This window comes from Vreelandella lionensis, from assembly GCF_002087295.1.
In the GTDB taxonomy this organism is placed as follows: domain Bacteria; phylum Pseudomonadota; class Gammaproteobacteria; order Pseudomonadales; family Halomonadaceae; genus Vreelandella; species Vreelandella lionensis.
In genome coordinates this window covers 65,020-86,564 of the sequence record NZ_MWVI01000071.1, presented here as the reverse complement: position 1 = coordinate 86,564, position 21,545 = coordinate 65,020, and the positions used below count along the sequence as shown (strand labels likewise).

The window sequence follows — 21,545 nt, the reverse complement described above, 5'->3', positions numbered from 1 at the left end:
GGAGTTTCATGATGAGTGTTGTTTCCCACCTGATTAACGGTGAGCTATTAGAAAGCCAGCGCACGCTGGACGTCACCAACCCTTCTACAGGAAAAGTGATTCGCCACGTGGCGGATGCCAGCGCGGCGGATGTGGAGCGTGCCATTGCCGCAGCCCAGGCCGCTTTTCCTGCCTGGCGCGATACGCCGCCCGCCAAGCGCGCCCAGGTGATGTACCGCTTTAAGCAGCTGCTGGAAGAGCACGCGGAACGCCTCGTGCGACTGGTCAGCGAAGAGCATGGCAAAACGGTCGAAGACGCCATGGGCGAGCTGAAGCGCGGCATTGAGAATGTCGAGTACGCCTGTGGCGTGCCAGAGCTGTTAAAAGGCGAGTACTCCCACAACGTGGGGCCAGGCATTGATGCCTGGTCTAACTTCCAGCCGCTGGGCGTGGTAGCGGGCATTACCCCGTTTAACTTCCCCGCCATGGTGCCGCTGTGGATGTACCCGATGGCGATTGCCTGCGGTAACACCTTTATTCTCAAACCATCTGAGAAAGACCCATCAGCGGCCATGGCCGTGGCTGAACTGCTGCAAGAAGCGGGGCTGCCCAAAGGCGTGATGAACGTGATTCACGGCGGTCGCGAAGCGGTGGAAACACTCTTAGATGCCAAAGCCGTCAAAGCCATTTCGTTTGTGGGTTCCACACCCGTGGCGGAAGCGATTTATTCTCGTGGCTCGGCGGCGGGCAAGCGCGTTCAGGCCCTGGGCGGGGCGAAGAACCACGCGGTGATTCTCCGGATGCCGACCTGGAAAACGCCGCCAACACCCTGATGGGTGCCGCCTACGGCAGCTGCGGCGAGCGCTGCATGGCGATCTCAGTAGCGGTATGCGTAGGTGATGAAACCGCCGACCGATTAGTGGAAACCATGCTGCCCAAAATAGCTAAGCTGAAGGTGGGGCCGGGTACCGATAAAGGCCTGGATATGGGCCCGCTGGTCACTGCAGAGCATCGCGATAAAGTGCTTGGGTTTATTGAAGACGGTGTGAATGCTGGCGCTTCGCTGGTAGCGGATGGCCGTGGCCTGACCGTGGCTGGCCATGAGGAGGGCTACTTTGTGGGTGGCTGCCTGTTCGATAACGTCACCGCTGACATGCGCATTTCCCAGGAAGAGATCTTGGGGCCAGTGCTCTGCGTAGTGCGGGTCGGCAGCCTGGACGATGCGATGCACCTGATCAACGACCACGAATACGGCAATGGCACCTGCCTGTTTACCCGCGATGGCGAAGCCGCCCGCCGGTTCACCGACGGTATCGAGGTTGGCATGGTGGGGGTGAACGTACCGCTGCCCGTGCCGGTGGCCTACCACAGCTTTGGCGGCTGGAAGCGCTCGCTGTTTGGCGACCTTCACGCCTACGGACCAGACGCGGTGCGTTTTTATACCCGTCGCAAAGCGGTCTCCCAGCGCTGGCCTTCCGTCAGCGAAGCCACCCGGGCGGAGTTCTCGTTTCCTACTAACCAGCGTTGACGCGATGCGCTAACTGCGCCATCTTCACTGCACCACCGCCTGCATCATTGTTGGGCGGTGGTGTATTTTTTGGTGCGTATTATTAGCGGTCAGGGTTGCAAAGGGATACCAGCGTGGCGAGAACACAGGACGAAATTCGGCAAACGAACGTCAAAAAGATCCTTCAGGCGGCGGAGCAGCTGTTTGCCGAAAAAGGCTACGCCGGTGCCTCTATGGGCGACATTGCCCAGTTAGCCGACCTGCCAAAGTCCAACGTGCACTACTATTTCGCCACTAAGAAAGTACTCTATCAAGAGGTATTGCTGGCGCTATTAGAGCTATGGAAGCAGGACGCGCTCTGCTTTGAGCTATACGACGACCCCCGAGTGGTGCTCTCCGCCTACATACGCGCCAAGATGAACCACTCCCGCAACCGCGCCCACGGCTCCAAAGTGTGGGCCGCTGAAGTGATGCAGGGTGCCCCGATGCTCAAAGAGCGCCTGCGCGATAACCTCTATGAATGGGCCAAACTGAAAGAGTCGAAAATCCGCGAATGGGTCGATTCCGGCCAAATCAACCCCGTCGAACCTTCCTACCTGCTCTATATGATCTGGGCCTCCACCCAGCACTACGCCGACTTCGACTACCAAATCTACCTGCTCAACGACGACAAACCGCTGGACGACTTACAGTTTGAAAAAGCCGTGCAGTCGGTGACTTCAGTGATTTTAAGAGGCATTGGGCTGACGGCTTAGTAGGCACTAGTGTCCTAAGCATTTAATCGCGGCGCTGCGTTGTTAATGCTCTCTTATCTTGGTGCTTTGGTTTCCAAAACGTTTGTTTTCCCTCCTGGTAGGCCTGTTCACGGGTGAGGCCAATATCTTTCAGTAAGTGGTCATCTAGCGTGAGCAGTTGCCGACGGCTGCGGCGGCGCTGCTGGTAGTGGCTTAGCTGGTAACGAAGCTGAGTGAGGCTGAAGCGTGGCATGGCGGCTCTCCGAACGGTGGGGTGCCTGTTTAGGTTACGCAGCCTGCTGGTGGCAATACAGATATAGGTTTTTTTATTTTTACGATACAGACGGGGCGTGTTATACCTCTGTATGGCGAAGCGGTAGGCCTTCTGTATGGCAGATGAACCGAGCGGGGTGGGCGTGATGACGCGTTATGAAGAGGTGGCGGCAACGTTGCGGGAGCGGATCGAGCATGGGATTTATCGCGTGGGCGACCGGCTACCTTCCATTCGCACGGTCTGCCAAGAGCTGAACGTCAGTATCTCAACGGCGCAAGAAGCGTATCGCCAATTGATGGACGCCGCGCTGATTGAGTCGCGGCCAAAGTCGGGTTACTTCGTGCTGCCTTGCCGTATTCCCTCTGTGCTGCCTTCTGTCTCGCGGCCTGCTCAGTGCCCGCTGGATGTCTCCCAGTGGGACCAAGTGCTAGAGCTGGTAGCTACCCAGCGAGACGACAAACGGCTGCTGCTTGGGCGCGGTGTGCCCAATCTTGAGGTGGCGTCGTTAAAGCCATTGTCGAAAATCCTCGCCGGGCTGCACCGTAGTAACGATCTTCACGGCTTTAATTACGACAAACTCAGCGGCAGCCCTGAACTGCGCCAACAGGTGGCGCGCTTGGCGGTGGCGTCTGGCTGCCTGCTGCATCCGGATGATGTGTTGATTACCACCGGCTGCCAGGAGGCACTCTCCATTGCGCTGCGTACGCTCACCCAGCCTGGCGATGTGGTGGCGGTGGATTCGCCCAGCTTCTATGGCACCATGCAGATTCTGAAAGCCAACGGTTTAAAGGCGCTGGAGATTCCCACCGACCCGCAAACCGGCATCAGCCTGGAAGCGTTAGAGCTGGCGCTAGAGCAGTGGCCTATTCGCGCTATTCAGGTCACGCCCACCTATAACAACCCGTTGGGCTACACCATGCCGGAAGCGCGTAAGCGGGCGCTTTATCAGCTTGCCCAACGGTTTGATGTGGCCATTATTGAAGATGATATTTATGGGGATTTGGCATACACCCAACCCAGGCCGCTAACGATTAAATCCTTTGATACGGATGGGCGCGTGCTGCTGTGTAGCGGTTTCTCGAAAACCTTAGGGCCGGGCCTGCGCGTGGGCTGGCTGGCCCCTGGCTGCTACCGGGAAAAGGCGCTGCATATGAAGTACGTCTCCACCGGCGCTTCTGCCACGTTGCCGCATTGGCCGTGGCGGAGTTTGTCGCCAAGGGCCATTTTGAGCGTCATCTACGCGCTGTTTCCCGCCAGTATCAACGCCAGCGGGATGTGATGATTAGTTGGGTGCAGCGCTACTTTCCGAAAGGGTCGGGCATTAGCTATCCGCAAGGGGGCTTTTTGCTCTGGGTAGAGCTACCTGCGGATGTCGATTGCGTGCGCCTTAACGAGCGCTTAGCGCAGCACGCCATCCATGTGGCGCCGGGGGCGCTGTTCTCGGCCTCGGGTAAATTTCGCCAGTGCTTGCGGTTGAACTACGCGTTTACCTTAACGCCTGCGATGGAAAAAGCGGTGCGCACGGTAGGCGAGTTAGCGAGTGAGATGCTCAGCGAGGTACGCGAGTCCTCACTGGCGATGAAGTAAGAGCAACGAGGTGTTCATTCAAGAAGGCCGCTGAAACGCTGCGCGCGCCTGTTCAACGCGTTCGCGAGTAATGCAATTTAACGAGTGATCAGTGATCAGCCACATGGCCTGCATAAACGCAAACGCGGTTGTCGGGCCAAAAAAACTTCCATCCGCGCTTTTTAAGATCTTTTGCTAGCGCGATAGATTCTGGCGATGTGGTTTGGGTTTGTGGGGCAGGCAGAGAAGCGCTGTCCGGTTCATAGCGCCAGAAAAACGCCGCTAAAGAGCCTTCTTGAACCACCATTTCCTGCGCACAGCGCGCGTTATTGATGGTGGCTTCGATCTTACCGCGATGACGAATAATGCCTGCGTCTTGCAGTAAGCGCTGCACATCCTCTTCGTCAAAACCGGCGACTTTATGGAAATCGAAGTGGTGGAAAGCCGCGCGGAAATTCTCGCGCTTGTTCAAAATCGTTCGCCAGCTCAAGCCTGATTGAAAACTCTCCAAGCAGAGCTTTTCAAATAGCCGCTGGTCATCGGCAACGGGAAAGCCCCACTCGTGGTCGTGGTAGGGCAGAAACTCCGCTGCTCCGCCACACCACTGGCAGCGCGGGTGGCCATCGGGGGCGATAAAGTCGGAGGTCATTTAGCGTGCCATCTGCCCGCCGAACCACTCTTGAGCCGTGCGCCAAAAGCACATGCCCGCGAAGTAAAATGAGGTCAAGCCTAAGCCCCACAGAGCCCAGGCGGCATGATCAGGGTTTGAGAGTATTAACGAGGTTGCGCACACGCACCAAAGCAGCGTCACAGCGATATTGAGCGGCATAAACAGACGTACGCGAAACGGATGCAGAAACTTCATTTTCGTCACGGTCAGCACCGCCAGGACGAGTATCGCGCCAAATGTCAGCAGTGGCGGTAAATCAAGAATGTAAAAATAGGCGGCCGCAATGTTCCAGGCCGCGGGAAACCCCACGAAGTAATTATCCTGGCTTTTCATATCGACGTTGCAGAAACAGAACATCGACGACAGCAAAATGATAAAGACCGAGATCAGCCCTAAATAGGGCGGCAATTCAATGAAGTAGTAAATGAACAGCGCGGGGATAAAGGCCCAGGTGAGGTAATCAATCACCATATCCAGCGTGGAACCATCGAAGTGGGGCAGTACGGACTTCACCTCATATTTACGTGCCAGGGTGCCATCGATACCGTCGATCATCATCGCCGCCCCCAGCCAGAGCAGGCAGGCCACCGGGTTGTTATCAACCAGCGCTAGCAGCGCCATCGTGCCAAGCAGCACGCCGCTGGCGGTGAAGACATGGACACTCCAAGCTTTGTAAATCGGTGCTCGGGATTCAGTTTGAGTAGAGAGTGATTGGACCACGGTAACCCCAATGGGAACGCGTCGTCCCCTTGCTGTTAGATTGATTAATAAACGTTCAAAAGACGATACACTACTATAAGAAAGCCGTCAGGAAATACGCGGCGTATCCGCTGAGTGCCTCTTCACTCCATTGCCACGGTGAGTTAATGCACCCACTAGGGAGATAGCGCATGACCCATGTTCGCCCTGCCACGATTCATGATCTCGACGCTTTAAACCGAGCTACTAGACGGTTATCGGCAGTTTTATCAACAGCCAAGGGATATTCAAGCAGCGCGTGACTTTTTGCTCCAGCGCTTTGGGCAAGCGGATTCCCGCATTTTGGTGAGTGAAAACAGAGAAGGTGCACTCACAGGGTTTGTGCAGCTCTACCCCGGTGTCTCCACCGTCGGCTTGAATGCGCGCTGGACGCTGAACGACCTTTTTGTTCTGCCCGAGTGTCGAGAGAAAGGTACAGGCAGGGCGCTCATGGAAGCCGCCACCCAGCTTGCCCGTGAACATGGCGTTGCGCGTTTGATATTGATGACGCAGGTAGAGAATGAGCGCGCCCAGCGTTTGTACGAATCGCTGGGCTGGCAGCGCAATACGGCGTTTTATGGCTATTTACTCGATGTGAAGTAAGTCGCTACATCGTCGCTTAGTGGGTGCTTTCCGGCAACTTACACACATCCACCCACTGAGCACCGGCCAGCTCGGCCAAATGATTGGGGCTTAAACGCACCGCGCTGTTGGGTGAGCCCGCAGCGGGCAGCACTTCATCGAACGCGTGTAGGGATTCGTCGCAATAGACGGGGAGATCCGTCGCCAGCCCAAACGGGCATACTCCGCCCACCGGATGGCTGGTCAGTTCCATCACGGTGTCAGCATCGAGCATTTTGGCTTTGCCACCGAAGGTATCGCGAATTTTGCGGTTATCGATCCGTGCATCGCCACTGGCCACAATCAGCAGCGGTTTCTCACCCACTTTAAACGCCAATGTTTTAGCAATCTGCCCAGGGGCGACACCGTGAGCCTCGGCGGCGAGCTGTACGGTCGCCGTGCTTGTTTCCAGCTCTTCAATGGCCACCTCTGGCGCGTGCTCGGCAAAAAACTGGCGAACGGTCTCGATGCTCATGGTGTGCTCCTTGGACAAGTAGAGTCGCTAATCTAACTTGCCAGCGCGTGGTTAGCCAATCCATGGAGGCGTGACGATACGTGATGGCTCCCGCTGCATGATGATCTCACCTTGCCGCACGGAAAGTAGTACATCACCCTGGTTGCGCAGCACGCTGTAGTCATCTTCGCCCTCTAGTAGATTGAAGCTGGCCGGTTTGCCCACTTCTATGCCGTAGCGCGATTCGATATTCATAGTGCGGGCGCTGTTATCGGTAATCAGGGAAAGCGCGTTGCTAAAATCTTGGTAACCCATCATCTGGCAAATATGCAGGCCAAAATCGAGCGTGCGTAGCAGCTTGCCGTTACCTAACGAGTACCAGGGGTCGAAGATAGAATCTTCTGCAAAGCAGACGTTGATACCTGCTTCGTTAAGCTCTTTCACGCGGGTGACACCTCGCCGTTTTGGGTAGGTATCAAAGCGCCCTTGGAGGTGAATACTCTCCGTTGGGCAGGAAATAAAGTTGATGCCCGAGCGCTTGAGCAACAGAAAGAGCTTAGAGCAGTAGGCGTTGTCGTAAGAGTGCATCGCGGTAGTGTGGCTGGCGGTCACACGGCTGCCTAACTCATTGAACAGAGCCTCGCAGGCCAGTACTTCAATAAAGCGCGAGTGGGATCGTCGATCTCATCGCAGTGCACATCCACCAAGCGGTCATACTTCATCGCCAGCTCAATCACCCGCTTCATGGAGGCCACGCCTAGCTCGCGGGTGTATTCAAAGTGGGGAATGCCACCCACCACGTCAGCGCCGATCTCCAGCGCCTCTTCCATCAGCTTGTCGCCACCGGGGTAAGAGAGCAAGCAATCCTGAGGGAAGGCCACTACCTGGATGTCGATCTTATCCTTCAGCTCATCACGCAAGGCGCAGAGCGTTTTTAGCCCCACAAGGCTTGGGTCGCTGGTATCGGCGTGGGTGCGCACAAACTGAACGCCGTTACCCGATGAGTTGGTTTAAGGTTTTCAACACGCGTTCGCGAATGTCGGCCTCGCTAAGCAACGGTTTGCGCTCGCCCCAGCGCTCAATCCCTTCAAACAGCGTTCCGCTTTGGTTCCAGTTTGTTTCCCCGCCGTTAGGGCGGCATCCAAGTGGATATGAGGCTCGATAAACGGCGCATAGATGAGGTTTCCGCCGGCATCCAGTTGTTCAGCGGTTGCTGTTTGTGGCGCATCTTGTGCCGTGATATCTGTGAATAGGCCGTTGCTTATCTCGATTCGGTAAAGCTCAGGGCGTTGGCGCAGGCGTGCGTTAATCACTTGCATAGGAGTACTCCTTTTCGCACTGAAGATTAAAACCATTAAGTTTCAGCAAAAGGCATGCCAAATAAGCCGCTCAATTCAGAGGCGTAGCGTTTAAATGGTGTACTTATGAATGTTTCATTTAGTGATAGTTTGTTAATTAATCATGAGCCTACAGCTATTGCTGAGAGGTCGATACCGTTACTCCAAGATTTTGGTCGCTTATAGCATCTGTGCGGATGGCCATAATGCAGATTAAAGGACACGTACTGCATGCAAGAGGTAAGTGCTGATAATGCGCCTGTTTCAAAGGTAAAGCTCCCGTGGCATCGCACGTTGGTGGGCAAAGTCGCCATCTTTATGCTGCTGGGCGTTATTTTTGCCTATCTCATTGGGGCTATGCTGGGCTTTACGATGGTCGAGCGCAGCGCCCGGGATCAGTGGGGGCGAGAAGCACAGGTCAATGCACAGATTGTGAGTGCTACCATCCGCCGTATTTATACCTCAGTTGCTGTACGTACCGATTCCAACTGGCCAGGTGAACCAACTGGTTTCCGCACGACCCATTGGCGATGAATACTCGGTGCTCAGCACCGGTTTCAGCCCTATCGATGTGCTGGCACTGGCTAGCGCCCAGACCCGACATAACGTCTGGCTCTTTGCACAAAGTGCTAGCGGCACGTTGACTCCGGTGGCAGATGCCTTTAACAGCGCCGTTGGGGATATCGTCTTTCTAGATATCTCTGAATTGCCCAAAAGCCTGTCAGCAAACGAGTTTTATGTGGGGTTTGCGCGTATTGGTAAAGAGGAGCACTCCGTCAGCTCTCTGCCGATTATGACGCCCCAAGGCAATTTACACGGGATTGTTGTCTCAAGTATTGGTTGAAAAAGTGAGCTTTATAAGGTGCACCGTGACCTGATACTGAAAGTAGTGGCATCGTTAGTTTTGGTTGCTGTTAGCTACAGCTTTGCTGGTTAGCATGCTGATGAAGCGGCTGTTTAAACCTGTTCCTCGCTTAACACGTGCTCTGACGCATATTGCCCATAATCAAACCGAGCATGCCACGCCCTATACTCAGCGCAGCGATGAGATTGGCTGTATGGCACAGGCCATTGAAGCGCTGCGTAAAAAAGTAGCAGAGCGTGAGCATCTGTTGGAAGTGAAAGAGCAAGCGCTGCGCTATCAGCATTTAGCGCATCACGATGCCTTAACCAAATTACCGAACCGGGTGCAGTTCAACGACGCGCTACAAGAAGCCGTCATGCAAGTGCCTGATGGCACTCCCTTTAATGTGATGATTTTTGATCTGGACCGCTTTAAAACGTTGAACGATTCCCTCGGCCATGCGGCGGGCGATGCGTTGCTGGTAGAAGCCAGCCAACGGGTACAAGGGTTGCTGGAGGAGAGTGACCTAGTCGCACGGTTAGGAGGAGACGAATTCTCGATCATCCAGCATGCCAACCGCGATGCCTTGTCCGAAGCCAACCAGCTGGCCCGCCGGTTGGTAGAGGTGCTGCAAGAACCCTTCGCTATTGATGGCCACGAGGTGCGCATTGGCGTGAGCGTGGGTATCGCGCTAGCTCCCCGAGATGGCACCAGCAGCCATACGCTGTTACGCAGTGGCGATGTGGCGCTTTATACCGCTACGGAGATGGCGCGGGGGCGCTACGCAGTGTTTAGCCCGGGGATGAACATGGGAGCGAAACATCATGATACCTAAAGCAATGCCCTGGCTAGCCGCTCCTTTAATCAGCTTGCACGCCAACGCTGAACCTATCGCGGCGGATGCCTCCCCAACGCTTAAACGTATTGCTAACAACCAGGCCATTGCGATTGGTCATCGCGACGATGAAGTGCCTTTTTCTTACTTGGTAGATGGGAAGCCCGTCGGGTATTCCATTGATTTATGCATGGCGGTGGTAGAGAGCATTAGTGAACAGATCGGTGGCCCTCCTCTCGATGTTCACTTTGTGCCGGTGACTCCGGTGAATCGTTTTATTCTGCTGCGTAATGGTGAGATTGACTTAGAGTGTGGCGTCACCACCAGCACTTCTGAGCGCCGCCAGCAGGCCGCGTTTTCCTATCCTCATTTTCTCACCGCCACGCGCTATGTCGCACTGGCAGAAAATGACATGCACACGATCGCGGACTTGGCTGGCCGCAGCGTTGTCTCGACAACGGGCACGATTAACGTTGAGCAGTTAAATGAGCTCAATCGTACCCAAGGGCTGAATATCGCGGTGATGTTAAGCCGCAGCCATGAGGAAGCGTTCTCTATGGTCGCCAACGAACAAGCGGCGGCGTTCGTGATGGACGATATTTTACTCGCCAGCCTGTGTCGGCGGCGGACTCGCCTCAGAGTTTCCATATCTCTCAAGAGGCGATTAGTGAGCCTAAGCCCTATGGCTTGATGATGTCACTGGAGGATGCGGTATTTGCTGAGGTGGTTAACGAAGCGCTGTATGAGCGCTATCAAAGCGGCGCTATTCAGGCGCTGTACGATAAATGGTTTTTACAGCCCATACCGCCAGTAAACCGAGTGATTGGCTTGCCGATAAGCTCAGAGCTGGCCGCCATATTTGAGCGCCCAGATGATTACGCTGACTAAGGAGGTAAGATATGCAACGAGTGCACGCGCGGTGGTGGGTGGGGCTGTTAATGGCTGTTTGGGCGATCTCCTCGGCAGCGGCATCAGAGATCGATACGCTACAGCGGCTGAGTGAAACCGGCACACTTCGCGTGGGTTATGGCGATACCGCTCCCTTTTCTTACCAAGATGAAGAGGGCAATGTGCTGGGCTACTCCATTGAGTTATGCCAGCGGGTGGCGGCGCAGTTACAGCAGCAGCTTAACCTGCCCAAGCTTGATATTGAGTACGTTTTCCGCACCCCCGGTAATCGGGTTCAGCTGTTAAACAGCGGCGAAATCGATATTGAGTGCAACGCCAGCACCAATAATGCGGAGCGAAGGCGCACCGCTGATTTTTCGCTTAGCCACTTTTTTGTCTCTGTACGCTTTGTGGCACTTAAAGAGAACCAGTTTTTCACTCTGCAGGACCTCGCCGGGAGGAGCGTGAGTGTGGCCCGGGGAACCGTCAATGTAGGACAAATTAACCAAGCCAACCGCGAACAGCAGCTCAACCTTTCTGTCGTGCCGGTGGAAACGCTGCAAGAAGCCTTTGATCTAGTCACGGAAGGTCGTGTCGCCGCCTTTGCCATGGACGATATCCTGCTCAGCACGATGATCGCTGAATCGGAAGATCCCTCAGCCTATTCGCTTTCAGAAGAGGCGGTTACCGCCCAAGAGCCGCTGGGCTTACTGATGCGCCAAGGGGACCAAGCGCTCGTGGAGCAGGTCAACCAGGCGCTGCGCGAGATTTATCAGCGGGGAGACATATTGGGGGTGTATGAAAGATGGGTTTCTTCAGCCGGTACCCGGCAAGGGCATAACTCTTAACGTGCCTATTAGCGAGACGCTAGCACAGCATTTTATGAACCCGTAGCGCTATGAACGACGCCAAGCCGCCCACGTTGATGGGAGCCGTTCAAAGGGCGGCTTGGCGTATTTAAGCAGGAGGAGTCACCTGCATAGATAACAATAAGGCCGATAGCGTTTTACCATGCCCATCCAAGTTTAGAGCGCCATTGACGCCACCTTGTAGCGCGTCATCAAGCACTAAGTTCACCCCTTTTAGATGAGGCAATAAATAGCGGGTGACCTGACTCACACCCCGATGCTCAAATAGCGCTGCAACGTTTGGCTCTGAAAGTTGCTCAACCAGCCAAGCGTAGTGATCCTCCTGATACACAAATACCCCTAGGCTGAGTCGGTCGCCTTTATCGCCGGCCCGGGCATGGGCATAGCGGTGCAATAGTTCACTCATTACCCTCTCCTCCATGCAGTGTAACGGCGGGGGCCACTTGTTGCCTGGGTACCAAATACGAGGCTGTTTTTAAGCGTTGTGTATGGTGGCGTCGTACGCCGCCACCTCCCGCTGGCCCACAGCAATAGAGCGCCAATAACTCCTGTGTTGCCAGCTCAACCACGCTTTTGTCTGCATGCTCTACGGCAAGGCGAAGGCGAATATCGTTGGCGGCGTCCTGCAAAGTTTGAGCGGTGAGCTGTGAGTCGCCATCGAAAACGCTGGAAATGCCAATTAAGTCAAAGCGTGCACGCAGATTGGCGGGGCAGCGCAATGCCAGCCGCTGGCGCAGGGTTTCTCTGGCCAGGTTTGCTCTAGCGAAGGCATTAGGGCCCGCATAGGAAATCTCGGCTTCGCCTTGGTAACCATCTAGAAAGCTCACAGTGGTTTTTAAACGATCAGGCGCTGGCTTGCCGCGTACACCGGTGGCTTCAACACGATCTTTAGCAAGCTGCCTGACCCGGACGTGCTCAAGATCAATGACGACATCGGGAGTGATATAAGCGGCGGGGTTATGTATTTCATATAGCAGTTGCTCTTTGAACGTTTGTTCGGTGACTAAACCGCCCGTACCCGGTGGTTTGGTCCCTACCAGACGCCCGTTACGCTCAACCTCCACCAGGGGATAGCCTAGGGAGGCCATGCCAGGGACCTCTTTAACTCCCGGATCAGCAAAGTAACCGCCGGTCACTTGCGTGCCACACTCAATCAAATGGCCTGCTAAGGCCCCGGCGGCTAGTTTGTCCCAATCATCGCCTGCCCAGCTGTGGTAATAACAGAGTGGGGCAAGCGCGAGTGAGGGGTCGGCCACTCGCCCTGTAATCACGACTTGAGCCCCTTGGGCCATGGCCTCGATTAAGGCATCGGCACCCAGATAGACATTGGCGGCGACCACTTGCTCTAGTGCGGAAATAGACCGCTTTTAGCCCTCCCAAGCCTGCCAGTCGAGGGCATGCAGGCGGTCTCTAACATCATCGCCATGAATAGTGGCCAAGCACGCTTGAGAGTTGCCTACGCGCTGATCCAACTGCTGAATACGACGGCATGCGGCAGTTGGATTCGCCGCGCCAAAGTTACCCAAAATCGTAATATGGTTAGCCAGGCAATCACTCAGAACGGGCGATAAAAACCTTCCAGCAGCCGCTCATCACCGCTGTCCGGGTCTTTGATCCGGCGTAACTGGGCAGCCGCCAGCGTGCGTTCCCCGAGTGTTTCAAACATCAGCGCACGAGGAGCATCATAAGACATGAGGGCATCGACCAGCGGCCTAGCCGCATCGGTGCGATCACAACAGAGAAGCCCGCGCCACAACCTGCCACGACCGTCATAAGGTCACCCCCGTATTAGCAGCGGTAGTCAGGGCGAGAAAACGGCGTGCCTCGGAGGCATTCATCACCCGGCGTCCAGTCGCTTCGATACGAGCTTTAGTCGCGGCGACTAGCTCGGCATTGTTGGTGGCGAGTTGGCCATCCGATCGCCATAGATTATTTTCAAAGCCGACTCGGGTATGACCACCTTGCTGGGCCGCCAGCGCTAAACAATCACCTTCGGTTGGCCCAAACGCACAGACTGCCCAATGGTCACCAGCCATTAATGCTTGTAAAAAGCCGGGTAGACGGCTTGGGTCGGCAATGGGCGGGTCAACGTAGCGCCCAAGTACGAAGAGTAAGAAAGCCGGACCATTAGGCACAGCACCTTGCTCTCTTAAATGATTGAAGTGAATGAGGTCTTCAGGCGAATAAACGATGTATTGAATGTGTGTTCCGCGGCTGGCCAGGTAACGGCACAGCTCGCCACTGGCTTGAACCTCATGAGCATCACCGAACCATTCACGCATCGCGATAGACACGTAGCCTGGCTGCAATGCCTCCATCACATCTCGTTGTTCTGAGGGGGAATACCGCCCTCCTGCTTCGCTGGTGACTTGAAGAAGTAATTGATCTCCTACGGTTTCCTTAATGGCGCTAATGGCATCTCGGTAGGCACCAGCATCCAGTAAATGACGCCCGTCGGCTTCACGTACATGCACATGCATGGCGGAGGCGCCCGCTGCCAGGCACTCTTGTGCGTCTCTTGCAAGTCCTCAGGGGTGAGAGGAATAGCGGGATGGTCGTGGTAGACGCGCCGAGCCCCATTAGGGGCTACCATTAGCAAACAAGGTGAGAGGCTCATAAGGTCTCCTCCTGTTTTACGTTAATTGCCAGCGCTTGCTGAATAGCCGTCAACTGCCGATCTCGTTCAGAAAAAAGGTCAGGCAGTGATTGGCCTTGCGTCGCAGATTCAACCCCATGGATCACTTGCGCATACAGCTCATCGTTCATGGTCGGTTGGCCTAAGCTAGCCCAGCGATACTCCTGGCTAGGGCCGAGGTGTTCCAAGTAGTGGCGAATGCCCCCTTGGCCGCCGCCCAGATGATAAGTCAGGAACGGCCCTTGAATGGCCCACCGCAACCCTGGGCCTGCCGTTACTGCCAGGTCGATGTCTTCCCCGCTGGCCACGCCTTCCTGTAATAGATAGAGCGCTTCCCGCCACAATGCCGAAGAGAGTCGATTCGCAATATGGCCAATCATCTCTTTACGTAGCATCACCGGCTGCTTACCGATACGCCGATAAAAATCGACCAATCGCTGCACCAGCTCAGTGTCTGGCCCGTAGAGTTCGACCAGAGGGACTAGGTGGGGCGGATTGAAGGGGTGCGCGATAATAATGCGCTCAGGCGCAGGTGCACCCTTAGTGATATCAGAGTGCTTTAAAGAGGAGGTGCTGCTCACCACCAACGCTTGTGAAGGCGCTGCCTGTTGAATATCTGCTAAGAGCTGTTGCTTGAGCGAGACGGATTCAGGCGCATTTTCGACGATCAGCTCTACGCCTTCTAAGGCCTCTGCCAGCGTTTGCGCGACCACTGGCGTGCGGGCCTCGGCACCAAGGGCACGCATATCTTCAGCCACGCGCTGGGTAAATTGGGCGCGGGCGGTGGCATCCGGGTCGAAAGCCGTGACATGTAAACCGCGAGAAAGAAAGTAGGCGGTCCAACTAATGCCGATGGTGCCACAGCCAATCATCGCAATATTCGTCATGTTCACTCCTTGATGACTCATAGCTCCGCTCCTTGCAGTGCAACACGTCGAGAGGATTGCCAGGCCCATAGATAGAGCCCCGTCAGTCCCGCAATGCCGACTAACCCAAGTGCGATATTCGGCACCAGCGCCAATAGCCCTGTGGTTGCCAGCAGCGCACTATCCAGCCATCGGTTGCCGAAAAGGCGAGCGCCCCCCAATATACCCGCGAAAGCCAAAACAAAGGCCATGGCACGTGCGGCGGCTAAGGTAATGTCCCAGGCATCGCCTAAACCGATAAGCGCGGGGTACGCCAGAATCAAGAAGGGAATAATGTAGGTGGTGGCTCCCAAGCGGATAGCGTGCCCCGCGACTTGTAACCAGCCCGCCTTGGCGATCCCCGCAGCAACAAATACCGCGATGCACACAGGCGGAGTGATGACCGATATCGTCGCAAAATAGAAGACGAACAGATGGGCGACCAAGGGTTCGATACCGATGCGGGTCAGTGCAGGAGCCAGTACGGCGGCGACCAGCACATAGGCCGCGGTAGTCGGAATGCCCATGCCCATAATCAAGCAGATGACCGCGACAATTAGCGCGACTAGAAACACCTGCTCACCAGCGACACTGACCACTAGCGTCGACAGCGTGACGCCAATGCCCGTTAAGTTGAGCATGGCCACCAGAATCTGCGCCCCGGCGAGCAACACCCCAATAATGACCATGCCCTTGCCAGCATCTTCCAGGCCCGTCAGTAGCGAACGTACGATTTGACGGGGCGGCGTTCGGTCCAATAAGGCAAAGAAAAGATAACTGACAAGCAGCAAAGTAATGCCCAAGAAAGCTGCGAATTGGATGGAGTAGCCATTGAGAACGCCACCAAACAAGCCACCCAATGCGGCAACAATCGGGGTCAGCCGCTTAAATTGGAGCACATCTGGCCAAGCGGGAAGCTCGCTCTCTGGGACCAGCGGTAAGGCTTTGCGCACAGCGACCAAGTGCAGCGTAAAAAAGACCGCTACATAGAAAAGGAACGCGGGTAACACGGCGGCTAAGGCAATGGTGACATAGCTGACACCGAGTATCTCAGCCATGATAAACGCTGCGGCGCCTAGAATCGGCGGCGCGATCTGGCCTCCGGTAGATGCAACCGCTTCAACGCCGCCAGCAAAGGCCGGTGGGTATTTGAGCCGTTTCATCATAGGAATGGTGAAGTTGCCCGTGGTGGCTACGTTAGCCACCGCGCTTCCGCTCACCATCGCAAATAGGCTGGAAGCCACGGTCGCGATTTTGGCGGCGCCTCCTTGGCTTCGCCCACCGATGCGCATTGAAAGATCAATAAAGGTCTGGCCGCCACCTGTGTGGAGCAAGAGACTGCCAAAGAGTACAAACGCGGCAATGGTAGTGGCAGCTACGCCGAGTAGCATTCCCCATACGCCTAAATCCCCGAGAAACAGCGTTTCTGTCACGAAACTAGCATCAAAACCTCGATGGCTGAGCGGGCCTGACAGTCGGTCACCCAGCAGGGCATAGGCGATACCGATGGTGACTAGTAGCGGGAATACCCATCCAATACCCGTCGGGCCACTTCCAAAATAGACACCACTAAAATGGCCGTGAGCGCCATATCCTGGGGGGTGGCCCAGGGTAGCGTGGTCAGAATGCTATTGGCGTTGAAGGTAATAAACAGGCAGGCGGTAATTGCCCCCAGGGCTAATAAACAATCAATCACCACCCCTACTGGGCGCCATGTTTTACCAGCGCCCAAGGGATAGGTGAGTAACCCCAGCCCGATCACCAGCGCAAGAAACAGACTGCGATGAACCAAGCTTTCAAAAGGCCCAGCCGCTGAGGTGTAGAAGATGAAGCCGCCCAAAAACAGGGCGACCAGCATGAGCAGTTTATTGCGCATGGAACCGAGCTCCTTCCCTTATTCTGATGACATCAGACGGTCAGGAATATCGTATCCCTGCTCTTCAAAATAGCGTGCGGCACCAGGGTGAAAAGGCACTGTTCCGCTGCTGAGGGTGAGTTCGGCGATATCAACATCGGCGAGATTAGCGAGCGCACTGACCTGCGGTTCGGGATTTTCCATCACGGCTTTAACAATTTGGTAAGCCGTTTCTTCATCAAGTTCGGGGCTTGCGTGCATCGCTAAGCCAAAGCTCCAGGTCGTGTAGGCGGGCTGGCCATCCGCCGCTCCCTCGGGGATATTGACCACGGAAATATCAGGCATCTGTTCATTCAGCGTTTCAGCCTGTTCATCGCTAAGCGACAGCACTTGGATCGGCGTAAACGTTGCAATATCCATGGAGGAACCATCCAGTTTTCACCTACGCCAGATTTGACGTACCCCGCCATGCGATTGTCTTTTACACCGGCAACCACGTCCGTGGTAGAGCCGCGCACATACTCAGGGGTTAGGCCCAGCGTCTCCATGACGGCAATCGTCGTTGCTTCTGTGGCAGAGCCGGTGATGCCAGGATTGAGGCGGGCACCGTCCAATTCCGCCATGCTGGTCACGCCAGAGTCTTCGCGCATCACGACATTTTGTGGTGCTTGGGAATAGACCCAAAGCAGGCGGTTATCGACGGGGCGGCTTTCAAACTCTCCCTCACCCGCATAGGCGTGATAGCCCACGTTCGTGGTGACGAGGCCCATGTCGACCTGGTTTCTTAAAATGCGGCGCAAGTTGTCCACTGTGGCACCGGTTTCTACGACCGAGGTGCGCACACCGTCCACATGCTGATTAATAATTTGCCCAACGGCGACGAAATAGCCGTATTGGCTAGACGATGTAGAGGTTGAGCCAATTAACAGCTGCTCTTCTGCTTGAGCAGCCGTGCCTGCGATTAAGCCAGCGCTGAGAATGGCGGTTAAGAGCGGCGTTTTTAGTGAGTACATAGCAATTGCTCTCTCTGGGTATTGTGGGTTGTTGGTTCCAGAAGATGCGTGTCATTTGACTTATTAAGAATGAGAGAGCCTGCTAGTATTTGTCTAATATAATTATACGAACGAGACTTTTACTTTATTTATGCAGCCTTCCATCCGACAACTAAAAGCCTTTGTGGCGATTGCCGAGTTCGGCAGCTTCGTTGAAGCGTCCGAGCGCCTGCACATGTCGCAGCCAGCCTTGAGTATTGCTATTCGAAAATTGGAGGAGTGTGTTGGCGGTGTGCTGTTTAATCGCTCGCCGCGAGGCGTACAGCTCACTCCGGAAGGAAAATTCTTTCTGCCCACGGCTAGACGGCTAATTGGCGATTGGGATGAGGCGCTGGGCGATCTGGGAGAGCTGTACAATAAACAGAGAGGCAAAATAACGCTCGCTGCGCTGCCGACATTAGCGGCGGGATTTTTGCCAACCGTGCTCGCCGACTATCGGCGTCGATTTCCCAATATCGCCATCAGCGTTCACGACGTATTGGCTCCCCGGGGGGCGATTTGGTGAGTGACCACCGGGCCGATATTGGGCTATCGGTACAGCCGCTTCGCGCAGAAGCAACCCATTTTGAGCCGCTCGTAGAAGACTACTTTGTCGCGGTATGTCCGGATGGGCACCCCTTATTAGCGATGGACACCGTGCCTTGGGAGGCGCTACTGCGCTACCCCATTATCGGCGTGAGCCGCTTGTCGAGCACGCGTGCTGCGATAGAGAGCGTCTTAAAAGAGCTGAGCCTTGAAATGGATTTGATGTGTGAAGTCAGCCAAATTGGCACCGCCGGACGGATGGTGGCCGCAGGTTTAGGGGTGGCTGCGCTCCCTTCACTCAGCTTTCGCCAGATTTCCGCGGAGGGCATTGGCTGGCGCCCTTTAACGGCCCCCCACGTCCCGCGGTCATTAGGCATTATTACTCCCTCGCGTGGCTCTCCTTCTGCAGCTGCGACCGCCATGCTGGAACTAGTCCGAGAGCATGCTGCTTCCCTACGAGTACGTTTTGAAAGTGGAAATGCGACCGCTTCCTATAAAGGAGGCGGTCGTTAGAGTGATCATCCTGGGTGGTTATGAAGCGACACGGAAGGGGTTACGCGGGTCGTTATCCCAGGCTAGGAACGGTTTGCCGGTTTCCTGAGGCACCATGGTGATGCAGTTCTCTACGGGGCAGGTGATTTGGCACAGGTTGCAGCCCACGCACTCGTCTTCGATTACCTCGTAGCGGCGTGGGCCGTCCCGCTCGGTGAGCTTGGCAATCGACTGGTGAGAGGTTCTTCGCAGGCGATATAGCAGCGGCCACACTCGATGCACAAATCCTGGTTGATATGGGCGATGGTCTTGAAGTTGATATCCAGATGCTTCCAGTCGGTGGTGTGTGGCACCGCCTTGCGGGAAAACGCCTCAATGGAGTCGTAGCCTTTTTCCGCCATCCAGCGGGAGAGGCCGTCTTTCATCTCCTCTACAATCCTAAAACCGTTGAGCATGGCGGCGGTGCATACCTGTACGCTACCTGCGCCCAGGGCGATAAATTCCGCTGCATCCCGCCAGGTGGAAATACCGCCAATGCCCGAAATGGGCAGCGTTGGCGTGGCCGGGTCGCGGGCGATTTCCGCCACCATATTCATCGCAATAGGCTTCACGGCGCTGCCGCAGTAGACGCCGTGGGTGCTTTGGTGGCCTACCGTGGGCTTGGCGACCATGTTGTCCAGGTCAATGCTGGTGATCGAGTTGATGGTGTTGATCAGCGACACCGCGTCGGCCCCACCTCGCAGCGCCGCCTGGGCGCCTACGCGAATATCGGTGATATTCGGCGTGAGTTTGACGATTTCCTGGCTTGGAGTAGTGCTTCTTACACCAGTAGGTGACTTTCTCGATCAGGTCGGGGTTTTGGGCCTACTGCCGCACCCATGCCGCGCTCTGGCATGCCGTGAGGGCAACCTAAGTTGAGCTCGATACCGTCTGCGCCGGTGGCTTCCACCAGCGGCAGAATGTAGGCCCAGGCCTCTTCATTGCAGGGCACCATGATGGAGACGATTAGCGCACGGTCGGGCCAGTCCTTCTTCACCTGGGTGATCTCTTGAAGGTTGATCTCCAGCGAGCGGTCGGTAATCAGCTCGATATTGTTAAAGCCGATTACCTCACGGTTTTTGCCGTAGTGGGCCGAGTAACGTGAGGAGACGTTCACCGCCGGAGGTTCTTCGCCGAGGGTTTTCCAAACAACGCCACCCCAGCCCGCTTCATAGGCGCGCACTACGTTGTAAGCTTTGTCGGTGGGCGGGGCAGAGGCGAGCCAGAAGGGGTTAGTGGCTTTGATACCGGCAAAATTCACCGACAGATCAACGCCGTTCACCACGCTGTCGCCGCTGTTTTTCTTGCCTGGAAAAGAGAGGGTGTTGACATGCGTGGGGTTCATGCGGCCTCCTGCTGGGCGGCGAGCGCTTGATGGATGGCGTGAGCCGCCAGCTTGCCGTGCTGCACGGCTTGTACGGTGAGATCCTGGCCGGGTTTCACACAGTCGCCACCGGCATAAATATTGGGGAAGCGAGGTGCGGAACATTCCATCGACATGAATGCGCTCGCCGTCCCGGGCTAACTCGGCGGCGGTGGCATCAGCGAGGCTGGTGTTATCAAAGCGTTGGCCTATGGCTTTGAAGATGGCGTCGGCGGCAATCTCAATCGTTTCGCCCGTCGGGGATAATTGGCCCGCTTGCTCAATGGTCTTGGCAAAGCGCATGCCCGCGACGGGGCCCTGGTCATCCAGCAAGATTTCATCGGGCTGCGCCCCGGTCCCCATGCGTACACCGTTGGCTTTGGCGATCTCCTGCTCGTGGTCTGTGGCGGACATCGCCTCCACGCCGCGACGGTAGACCAGCGTCACCTCGGTGGCTCCCAGGCGAGCCATTTGCGTTGCCATATCGATCGCAGTATTGCCTGCACCAATCACAATGCAGCGTTTGGTCACGGTGAGGCTGCCCAGGTCATCGGTTTGACGCAGGGTTTTGATGTAATCCACTGCAGGCATCAGGCCCGGTGCATTCTCGCCGGTTAGTCCCAGGGCGCGGCTGGCACCCAGGCCTAAACCGAGAAACACGCTGTCATACTGCGGATGCAGCGTGGAAAGCTCGAGGTTATACCCGAGCCGCTGGCCATACTGAAGGTCAATGCCGCCGACCTCCAGTAAAAACTCAACTTCCTTGCGGGCAAAGTCATCGGTCATTTTGTAGCGGGCGATGCCGTACTCGTTTAGCCCGCCGGGCTTTTGCTCCGCTTCAAAAACCGTCACTTGGTGGCCGAGCATCGCCAGTCGATGGGCGCAGGAGAGCCCCGCAGGCCCGGCACCCACCACAGCGATGTGGCGGCCAGTGCTGGCGGCGCGCTTAAAGGGGTGGCTATCAAACTGCATATGGTCAGTAGCGTGTCGCTGGAGTAGGCCAATCAGCTCCGGCTGAAACTCGGCATCGTGGTTACGCACGCAGCTACGTTCGCAGAGGATTTCGGTGGGGGATACGCGGGCGCAGCTGCCGCCAAGGATATTGGCTTCCAGAATGGTTTCCGCTGCGCCATTAATGTTGTTTTCGCTGATTTGGCGAATAAAGCTAGGGATATCAATGTCCGACGGGCAAGCCTCGACGCAGGGCGCGTCATAGCAGTAGAGACAGCGCTGGCTTTCGATGATAGCCTGGCGCGGCGTCAGCGGTGGGTGAAGGTCGCTGAAATTATGTGCCAACGTCGCTGGGTCGTAGGTGCCGACCTCTTTTGCGCTGGGCAGGTGATCAAGTGAATGGGTCACGGTC

The 21,545-nt window shown here is 55.9% G+C and carries 20 protein-coding genes and 8 pseudogenes; 12 read left to right on the top strand and 16 right to left on the bottom strand.

The annotated features are described in order from the left end of the window. Positions 1-11: 11 nt before the first annotated feature. Together B4967_RS10085 and B4967_RS10080 are read left to right on the top strand one after the other, a co-directional pair. Positions 12-1,507, top strand: a pseudogene (locus B4967_RS10085) (CoA-acylating methylmalonate-semialdehyde dehydrogenase). A gap of 113 nt (positions 1,508-1,620) precedes the next feature. Beyond that, a complete protein-coding gene (locus B4967_RS10080) occupies positions 1,621-2,241 on the top strand; it encodes a TetR/AcrR family transcriptional regulator (protein ID WP_083025027.1) in 621 nt (206 codons plus the stop codon). A 22-nt stretch (positions 2,242-2,263) separates the two neighbouring features. Here the strand turns inward: B4967_RS10080 and B4967_RS10075 are convergent, their stop codons facing one another. Next, positions 2,264-2,473 carry a DUF1127 domain-containing protein gene (locus tag B4967_RS10075; protein ID WP_083025026.1) on the bottom strand — a complete coding sequence of 70 codons (210 nt, stop codon included), beginning with the start codon at positions 2,471-2,473 and terminating at the stop codon, positions 2,264-2,266. 166 nt (positions 2,474-2,639) lie between these two features. Here B4967_RS10075 and B4967_RS10070 point away from each other — a divergent pair. Then, a pseudogene (locus B4967_RS10070) lies at positions 2,640-4,081 on the top strand (aminotransferase-like domain-containing protein). Positions 4,082-4,099: 18 nt separating this feature from the next. Here the strand turns inward: B4967_RS10070 and B4967_RS10065 are convergent. After that, positions 4,100-4,709, bottom strand: a pseudogene (locus B4967_RS10065) (DNA-3-methyladenine glycosylase I). Further along, a complete protein-coding gene (gene pcsA / locus B4967_RS10060; protein WP_279384694.1) occupies positions 4,710-5,450 on the bottom strand; it encodes a phosphatidylcholine synthase in 741 nt (246 codons plus the stop codon). 285 nt (positions 5,451-5,735) lie between these two features. On the opposite strand from pcsA, the gene B4967_RS10055 reads away from it, so the two are divergent. Beyond that, a complete protein-coding gene (locus B4967_RS10055) occupies positions 5,736-6,071 on the top strand; it encodes a GNAT family N-acetyltransferase (RefSeq protein WP_243470493.1) in 336 nt (111 codons plus the stop codon). A gap of 16 nt (positions 6,072-6,087) precedes the next feature. Here the strand turns inward: B4967_RS10055 and B4967_RS10050 are convergent, their stop codons facing one another. Both B4967_RS10050 and codA read right to left on the bottom strand, forming a co-directional pair. Continuing rightward, positions 6,088-6,564 (bottom strand): YbaK/EbsC family protein, encoded by a 477-nt coding sequence (locus B4967_RS10050; RefSeq protein ID WP_083025024.1) that lies wholly within the window; start codon positions 6,562-6,564, stop codon positions 6,088-6,090. 51 nt (positions 6,565-6,615) lie between these two features. Then, positions 6,616-7,862 (bottom strand): annotated as a pseudogene (gene codA / locus B4967_RS10045) (cytosine deaminase). Positions 7,863-8,111: 249 nt separating this feature from the next. Here codA and B4967_RS19375 point away from each other — a divergent pair. The 6 genes from B4967_RS19375 (at position 8,112) to B4967_RS10030 (ending at position 11,295) form a co-directional block, all read left to right on the top strand. Continuing rightward, complete coding sequence (locus tag B4967_RS19375) at positions 8,112-8,414, top strand: hypothetical protein (protein ID WP_243470492.1); 303 nt, start codon at positions 8,112-8,114, stop codon at positions 8,412-8,414. Positions 8,415-8,421: 7 nt separating this feature from the next. Further along, the gene (locus tag B4967_RS19370) at positions 8,422-8,724 is read left to right on the top strand and encodes a hypothetical protein (RefSeq protein ID WP_243470491.1); all 303 of its coding nucleotides are present in this window, start codon (positions 8,422-8,424) and stop codon (positions 8,722-8,724) included. A gap of 94 nt (positions 8,725-8,818) precedes the next feature. Further along, positions 8,819-9,559, top strand: a complete 741-nt coding sequence (locus B4967_RS19365; RefSeq protein WP_243470490.1) for a GGDEF domain-containing protein — start codon at positions 8,819-8,821, stop codon at positions 9,557-9,559. Then, positions 9,549-10,250, top strand: coding sequence for an amino acid ABC transporter substrate-binding protein (locus B4967_RS10035; RefSeq protein WP_279384693.1), 702 nt, complete (start codon positions 9,549-9,551; stop codon positions 10,248-10,250). The genes B4967_RS19365 and B4967_RS10035 overlap by 11 nt, the downstream gene beginning before the upstream one ends. Then, positions 10,250-10,447 carry a hypothetical protein gene (locus B4967_RS20350; RefSeq protein WP_279384692.1) on the top strand — a complete coding sequence of 66 codons (198 nt, stop codon included), beginning with the start codon at positions 10,250-10,252 and terminating at the stop codon, positions 10,445-10,447. Before B4967_RS10035 ends, B4967_RS20350 begins: the two co-directional genes overlap by 1 nt. Before the next feature lie 11 nt (positions 10,448-10,458). After that, positions 10,459-11,295, top strand: a complete 837-nt coding sequence (locus B4967_RS10030; RefSeq protein ID WP_243470489.1) for an amino acid ABC transporter substrate-binding protein — start codon at positions 10,459-10,461, stop codon at positions 11,293-11,295. 109 nt (positions 11,296-11,404) lie between these two features. Here B4967_RS10030 and B4967_RS10025 read toward each other — a convergent pair whose 3' ends face one another. The 9 genes and pseudogenes from B4967_RS10025 to B4967_RS10000 all read right to left on the bottom strand — a co-directional run bounded on the left by B4967_RS10025 (position 11,405) and on the right by B4967_RS10000 (position 17,724). Then, positions 11,405-11,722 carry an AtuA-related protein gene (locus tag B4967_RS10025; RefSeq protein WP_192859208.1) on the bottom strand — a complete coding sequence of 106 codons (318 nt, stop codon included), beginning with the start codon at positions 11,720-11,722 and terminating at the stop codon, positions 11,405-11,407. Then, positions 11,715-12,842: pseudogene (locus tag B4967_RS10020) on the bottom strand (acyclic terpene utilization AtuA family protein). Before B4967_RS10020 ends, B4967_RS10025 begins: the two are co-directional and overlap by 8 nt. Before the next feature lie 29 nt (positions 12,843-12,871). Further along, positions 12,872-13,009 carry a DUF1446 domain-containing protein gene (locus B4967_RS19360; RefSeq protein WP_243470488.1) on the bottom strand — a complete coding sequence of 46 codons (138 nt, stop codon included), beginning with the start codon at positions 13,007-13,009 and terminating at the stop codon, positions 12,872-12,874. Between the two features lie 76 nt (positions 13,010-13,085). Beyond that, a pseudogene (locus B4967_RS10015) lies at positions 13,086-13,829 on the bottom strand (beta-keto acid cleavage family enzyme); the annotation flags it as partial. A gap of 100 nt (positions 13,830-13,929) precedes the next feature. After that, entirely contained in the window at positions 13,930-14,859 is a 930-nt protein-coding gene (locus B4967_RS10010; RefSeq protein WP_083025019.1) for a 3-hydroxyacyl-CoA dehydrogenase NAD-binding domain-containing protein, read from the bottom strand. Next, positions 14,856-16,343 carry a TRAP transporter permease gene (locus B4967_RS10005; protein WP_243470497.1) on the bottom strand — a complete coding sequence of 496 codons (1,488 nt, stop codon included), beginning with the start codon at positions 16,341-16,343 and terminating at the stop codon, positions 14,856-14,858. Before B4967_RS10005 ends, B4967_RS10010 begins: the two co-directional genes overlap by 4 nt. Positions 16,344-16,369: 26 nt before the next feature. Then, the gene (locus tag B4967_RS19355; RefSeq protein WP_243470487.1) at positions 16,370-16,732 is read right to left on the bottom strand and encodes a hypothetical protein; all 363 of its coding nucleotides are present in this window, start codon (positions 16,730-16,732) and stop codon (positions 16,370-16,372) included. Positions 16,733-16,750: 18 nt separating this feature from the next. Continuing rightward, positions 16,751-17,131, bottom strand: coding sequence for a TAXI family TRAP transporter solute-binding subunit (locus B4967_RS20345; RefSeq protein WP_279384691.1), 381 nt, complete (start codon positions 17,129-17,131; stop codon positions 16,751-16,753). Next, complete coding sequence (locus B4967_RS10000) at positions 17,065-17,724, bottom strand: TAXI family TRAP transporter solute-binding subunit (RefSeq protein WP_279384690.1); 660 nt, start codon at positions 17,722-17,724, stop codon at positions 17,065-17,067. Before B4967_RS10000 ends, B4967_RS20345 begins: the two co-directional genes overlap by 67 nt. A gap of 130 nt (positions 17,725-17,854) precedes the next feature. On the opposite strand from B4967_RS10000, the gene B4967_RS19350 reads away from it, so the two are divergent. Beyond that, positions 17,855-18,268, top strand: a complete 414-nt coding sequence (locus B4967_RS19350; protein ID WP_243470486.1) for a LysR family transcriptional regulator — start codon at positions 17,855-17,857, stop codon at positions 18,266-18,268. After that, a complete protein-coding gene (locus B4967_RS19345; protein WP_243470485.1) occupies positions 18,265-18,801 on the top strand; it encodes a LysR substrate-binding domain-containing protein in 537 nt (178 codons plus the stop codon). Before B4967_RS19350 ends, B4967_RS19345 begins: the two co-directional genes overlap by 4 nt. A gap of 18 nt (positions 18,802-18,819) precedes the next feature. Here B4967_RS19345 and preA read toward each other — a convergent pair. Both preA and B4967_RS20340 read right to left on the bottom strand, forming a co-directional pair. Continuing rightward, positions 18,820-20,164: pseudogene (preA, locus tag B4967_RS09990) on the bottom strand (NAD-dependent dihydropyrimidine dehydrogenase subunit PreA). A 183-nt stretch (positions 20,165-20,347) separates the two neighbouring features. Then, positions 20,348-21,541 (bottom strand): annotated as a pseudogene (locus tag B4967_RS20340) (NAD(P)-dependent oxidoreductase); the annotation flags it as partial. Between the last annotated feature and the right edge of the window lie 4 nt (positions 21,542-21,545).

Excerpts from the sequence above, each read along its gene's own strand:
- B4967_RS19350 (WP_243470486.1), top strand. The coding sequence starts at position 17,855 with ATGCAGCCTTCCATCCGACAACTAAAAGCCTTTGTGGCGATTGCCGAG.
- B4967_RS20350 (WP_279384692.1), top strand. The coding sequence starts at position 10,250 with ATGATGTCACTGGAGGATGCGGTATTTGCTGAGGTGGTTAACGAAGCG.
- B4967_RS19365 (WP_243470490.1), top strand. The coding sequence starts at position 8,819 with ATGCTGATGAAGCGGCTGTTTAAACCTGTTCCTCGCTTAACACGTGCT.
- B4967_RS19355 (WP_243470487.1), bottom strand. The coding sequence starts at position 16,732 with ATGCGCAATAAACTGCTCATGCTGGTCGCCCTGTTTTTGGGCGGCTTC.
- B4967_RS20345 (WP_279384691.1), bottom strand. The coding sequence starts at position 17,131 with ATGGATATTGCAACGTTTACGCCGATCCAAGTGCTGTCGCTTAGCGAT.
- B4967_RS19375 (WP_243470492.1), top strand. The coding sequence starts at position 8,112 with ATGCAAGAGGTAAGTGCTGATAATGCGCCTGTTTCAAAGGTAAAGCTC.
- B4967_RS19360 (WP_243470488.1), bottom strand. The coding sequence starts at position 13,009 with ATGTCTTATGATGCTCCTCGTGCGCTGATGTTTGAAACACTCGGGGAA.
- B4967_RS10010 (WP_083025019.1), bottom strand. The coding sequence starts at position 14,859 with ATGAGTCATCAAGGAGTGAACATGACGAATATTGCGATGATTGGCTGT.
- B4967_RS10075 (WP_083025026.1), bottom strand. The coding sequence starts at position 2,473 with ATGCCACGCTTCAGCCTCACTCAGCTTCGTTACCAGCTAAGCCACTAC.
- B4967_RS10030 (WP_243470489.1), top strand. The coding sequence starts at position 10,459 with ATGCAACGAGTGCACGCGCGGTGGTGGGTGGGGCTGTTAATGGCTGTT.
- B4967_RS10000 (WP_279384690.1), bottom strand. The coding sequence starts at position 17,724 with ATGTACTCACTAAAAACGCCGCTCTTAACCGCCATTCTCAGCGCTGGC.
- B4967_RS10035 (WP_279384693.1), top strand. The coding sequence starts at position 9,549 with ATGATACCTAAAGCAATGCCCTGGCTAGCCGCTCCTTTAATCAGCTTG.
- B4967_RS10025 (WP_192859208.1), bottom strand. The coding sequence starts at position 11,722 with ATGAGTGAACTATTGCACCGCTATGCCCATGCCCGGGCCGGCGATAAA.
- B4967_RS10050 (WP_083025024.1), bottom strand. The coding sequence starts at position 6,564 with ATGAGCATCGAGACCGTTCGCCAGTTTTTTGCCGAGCACGCGCCAGAG.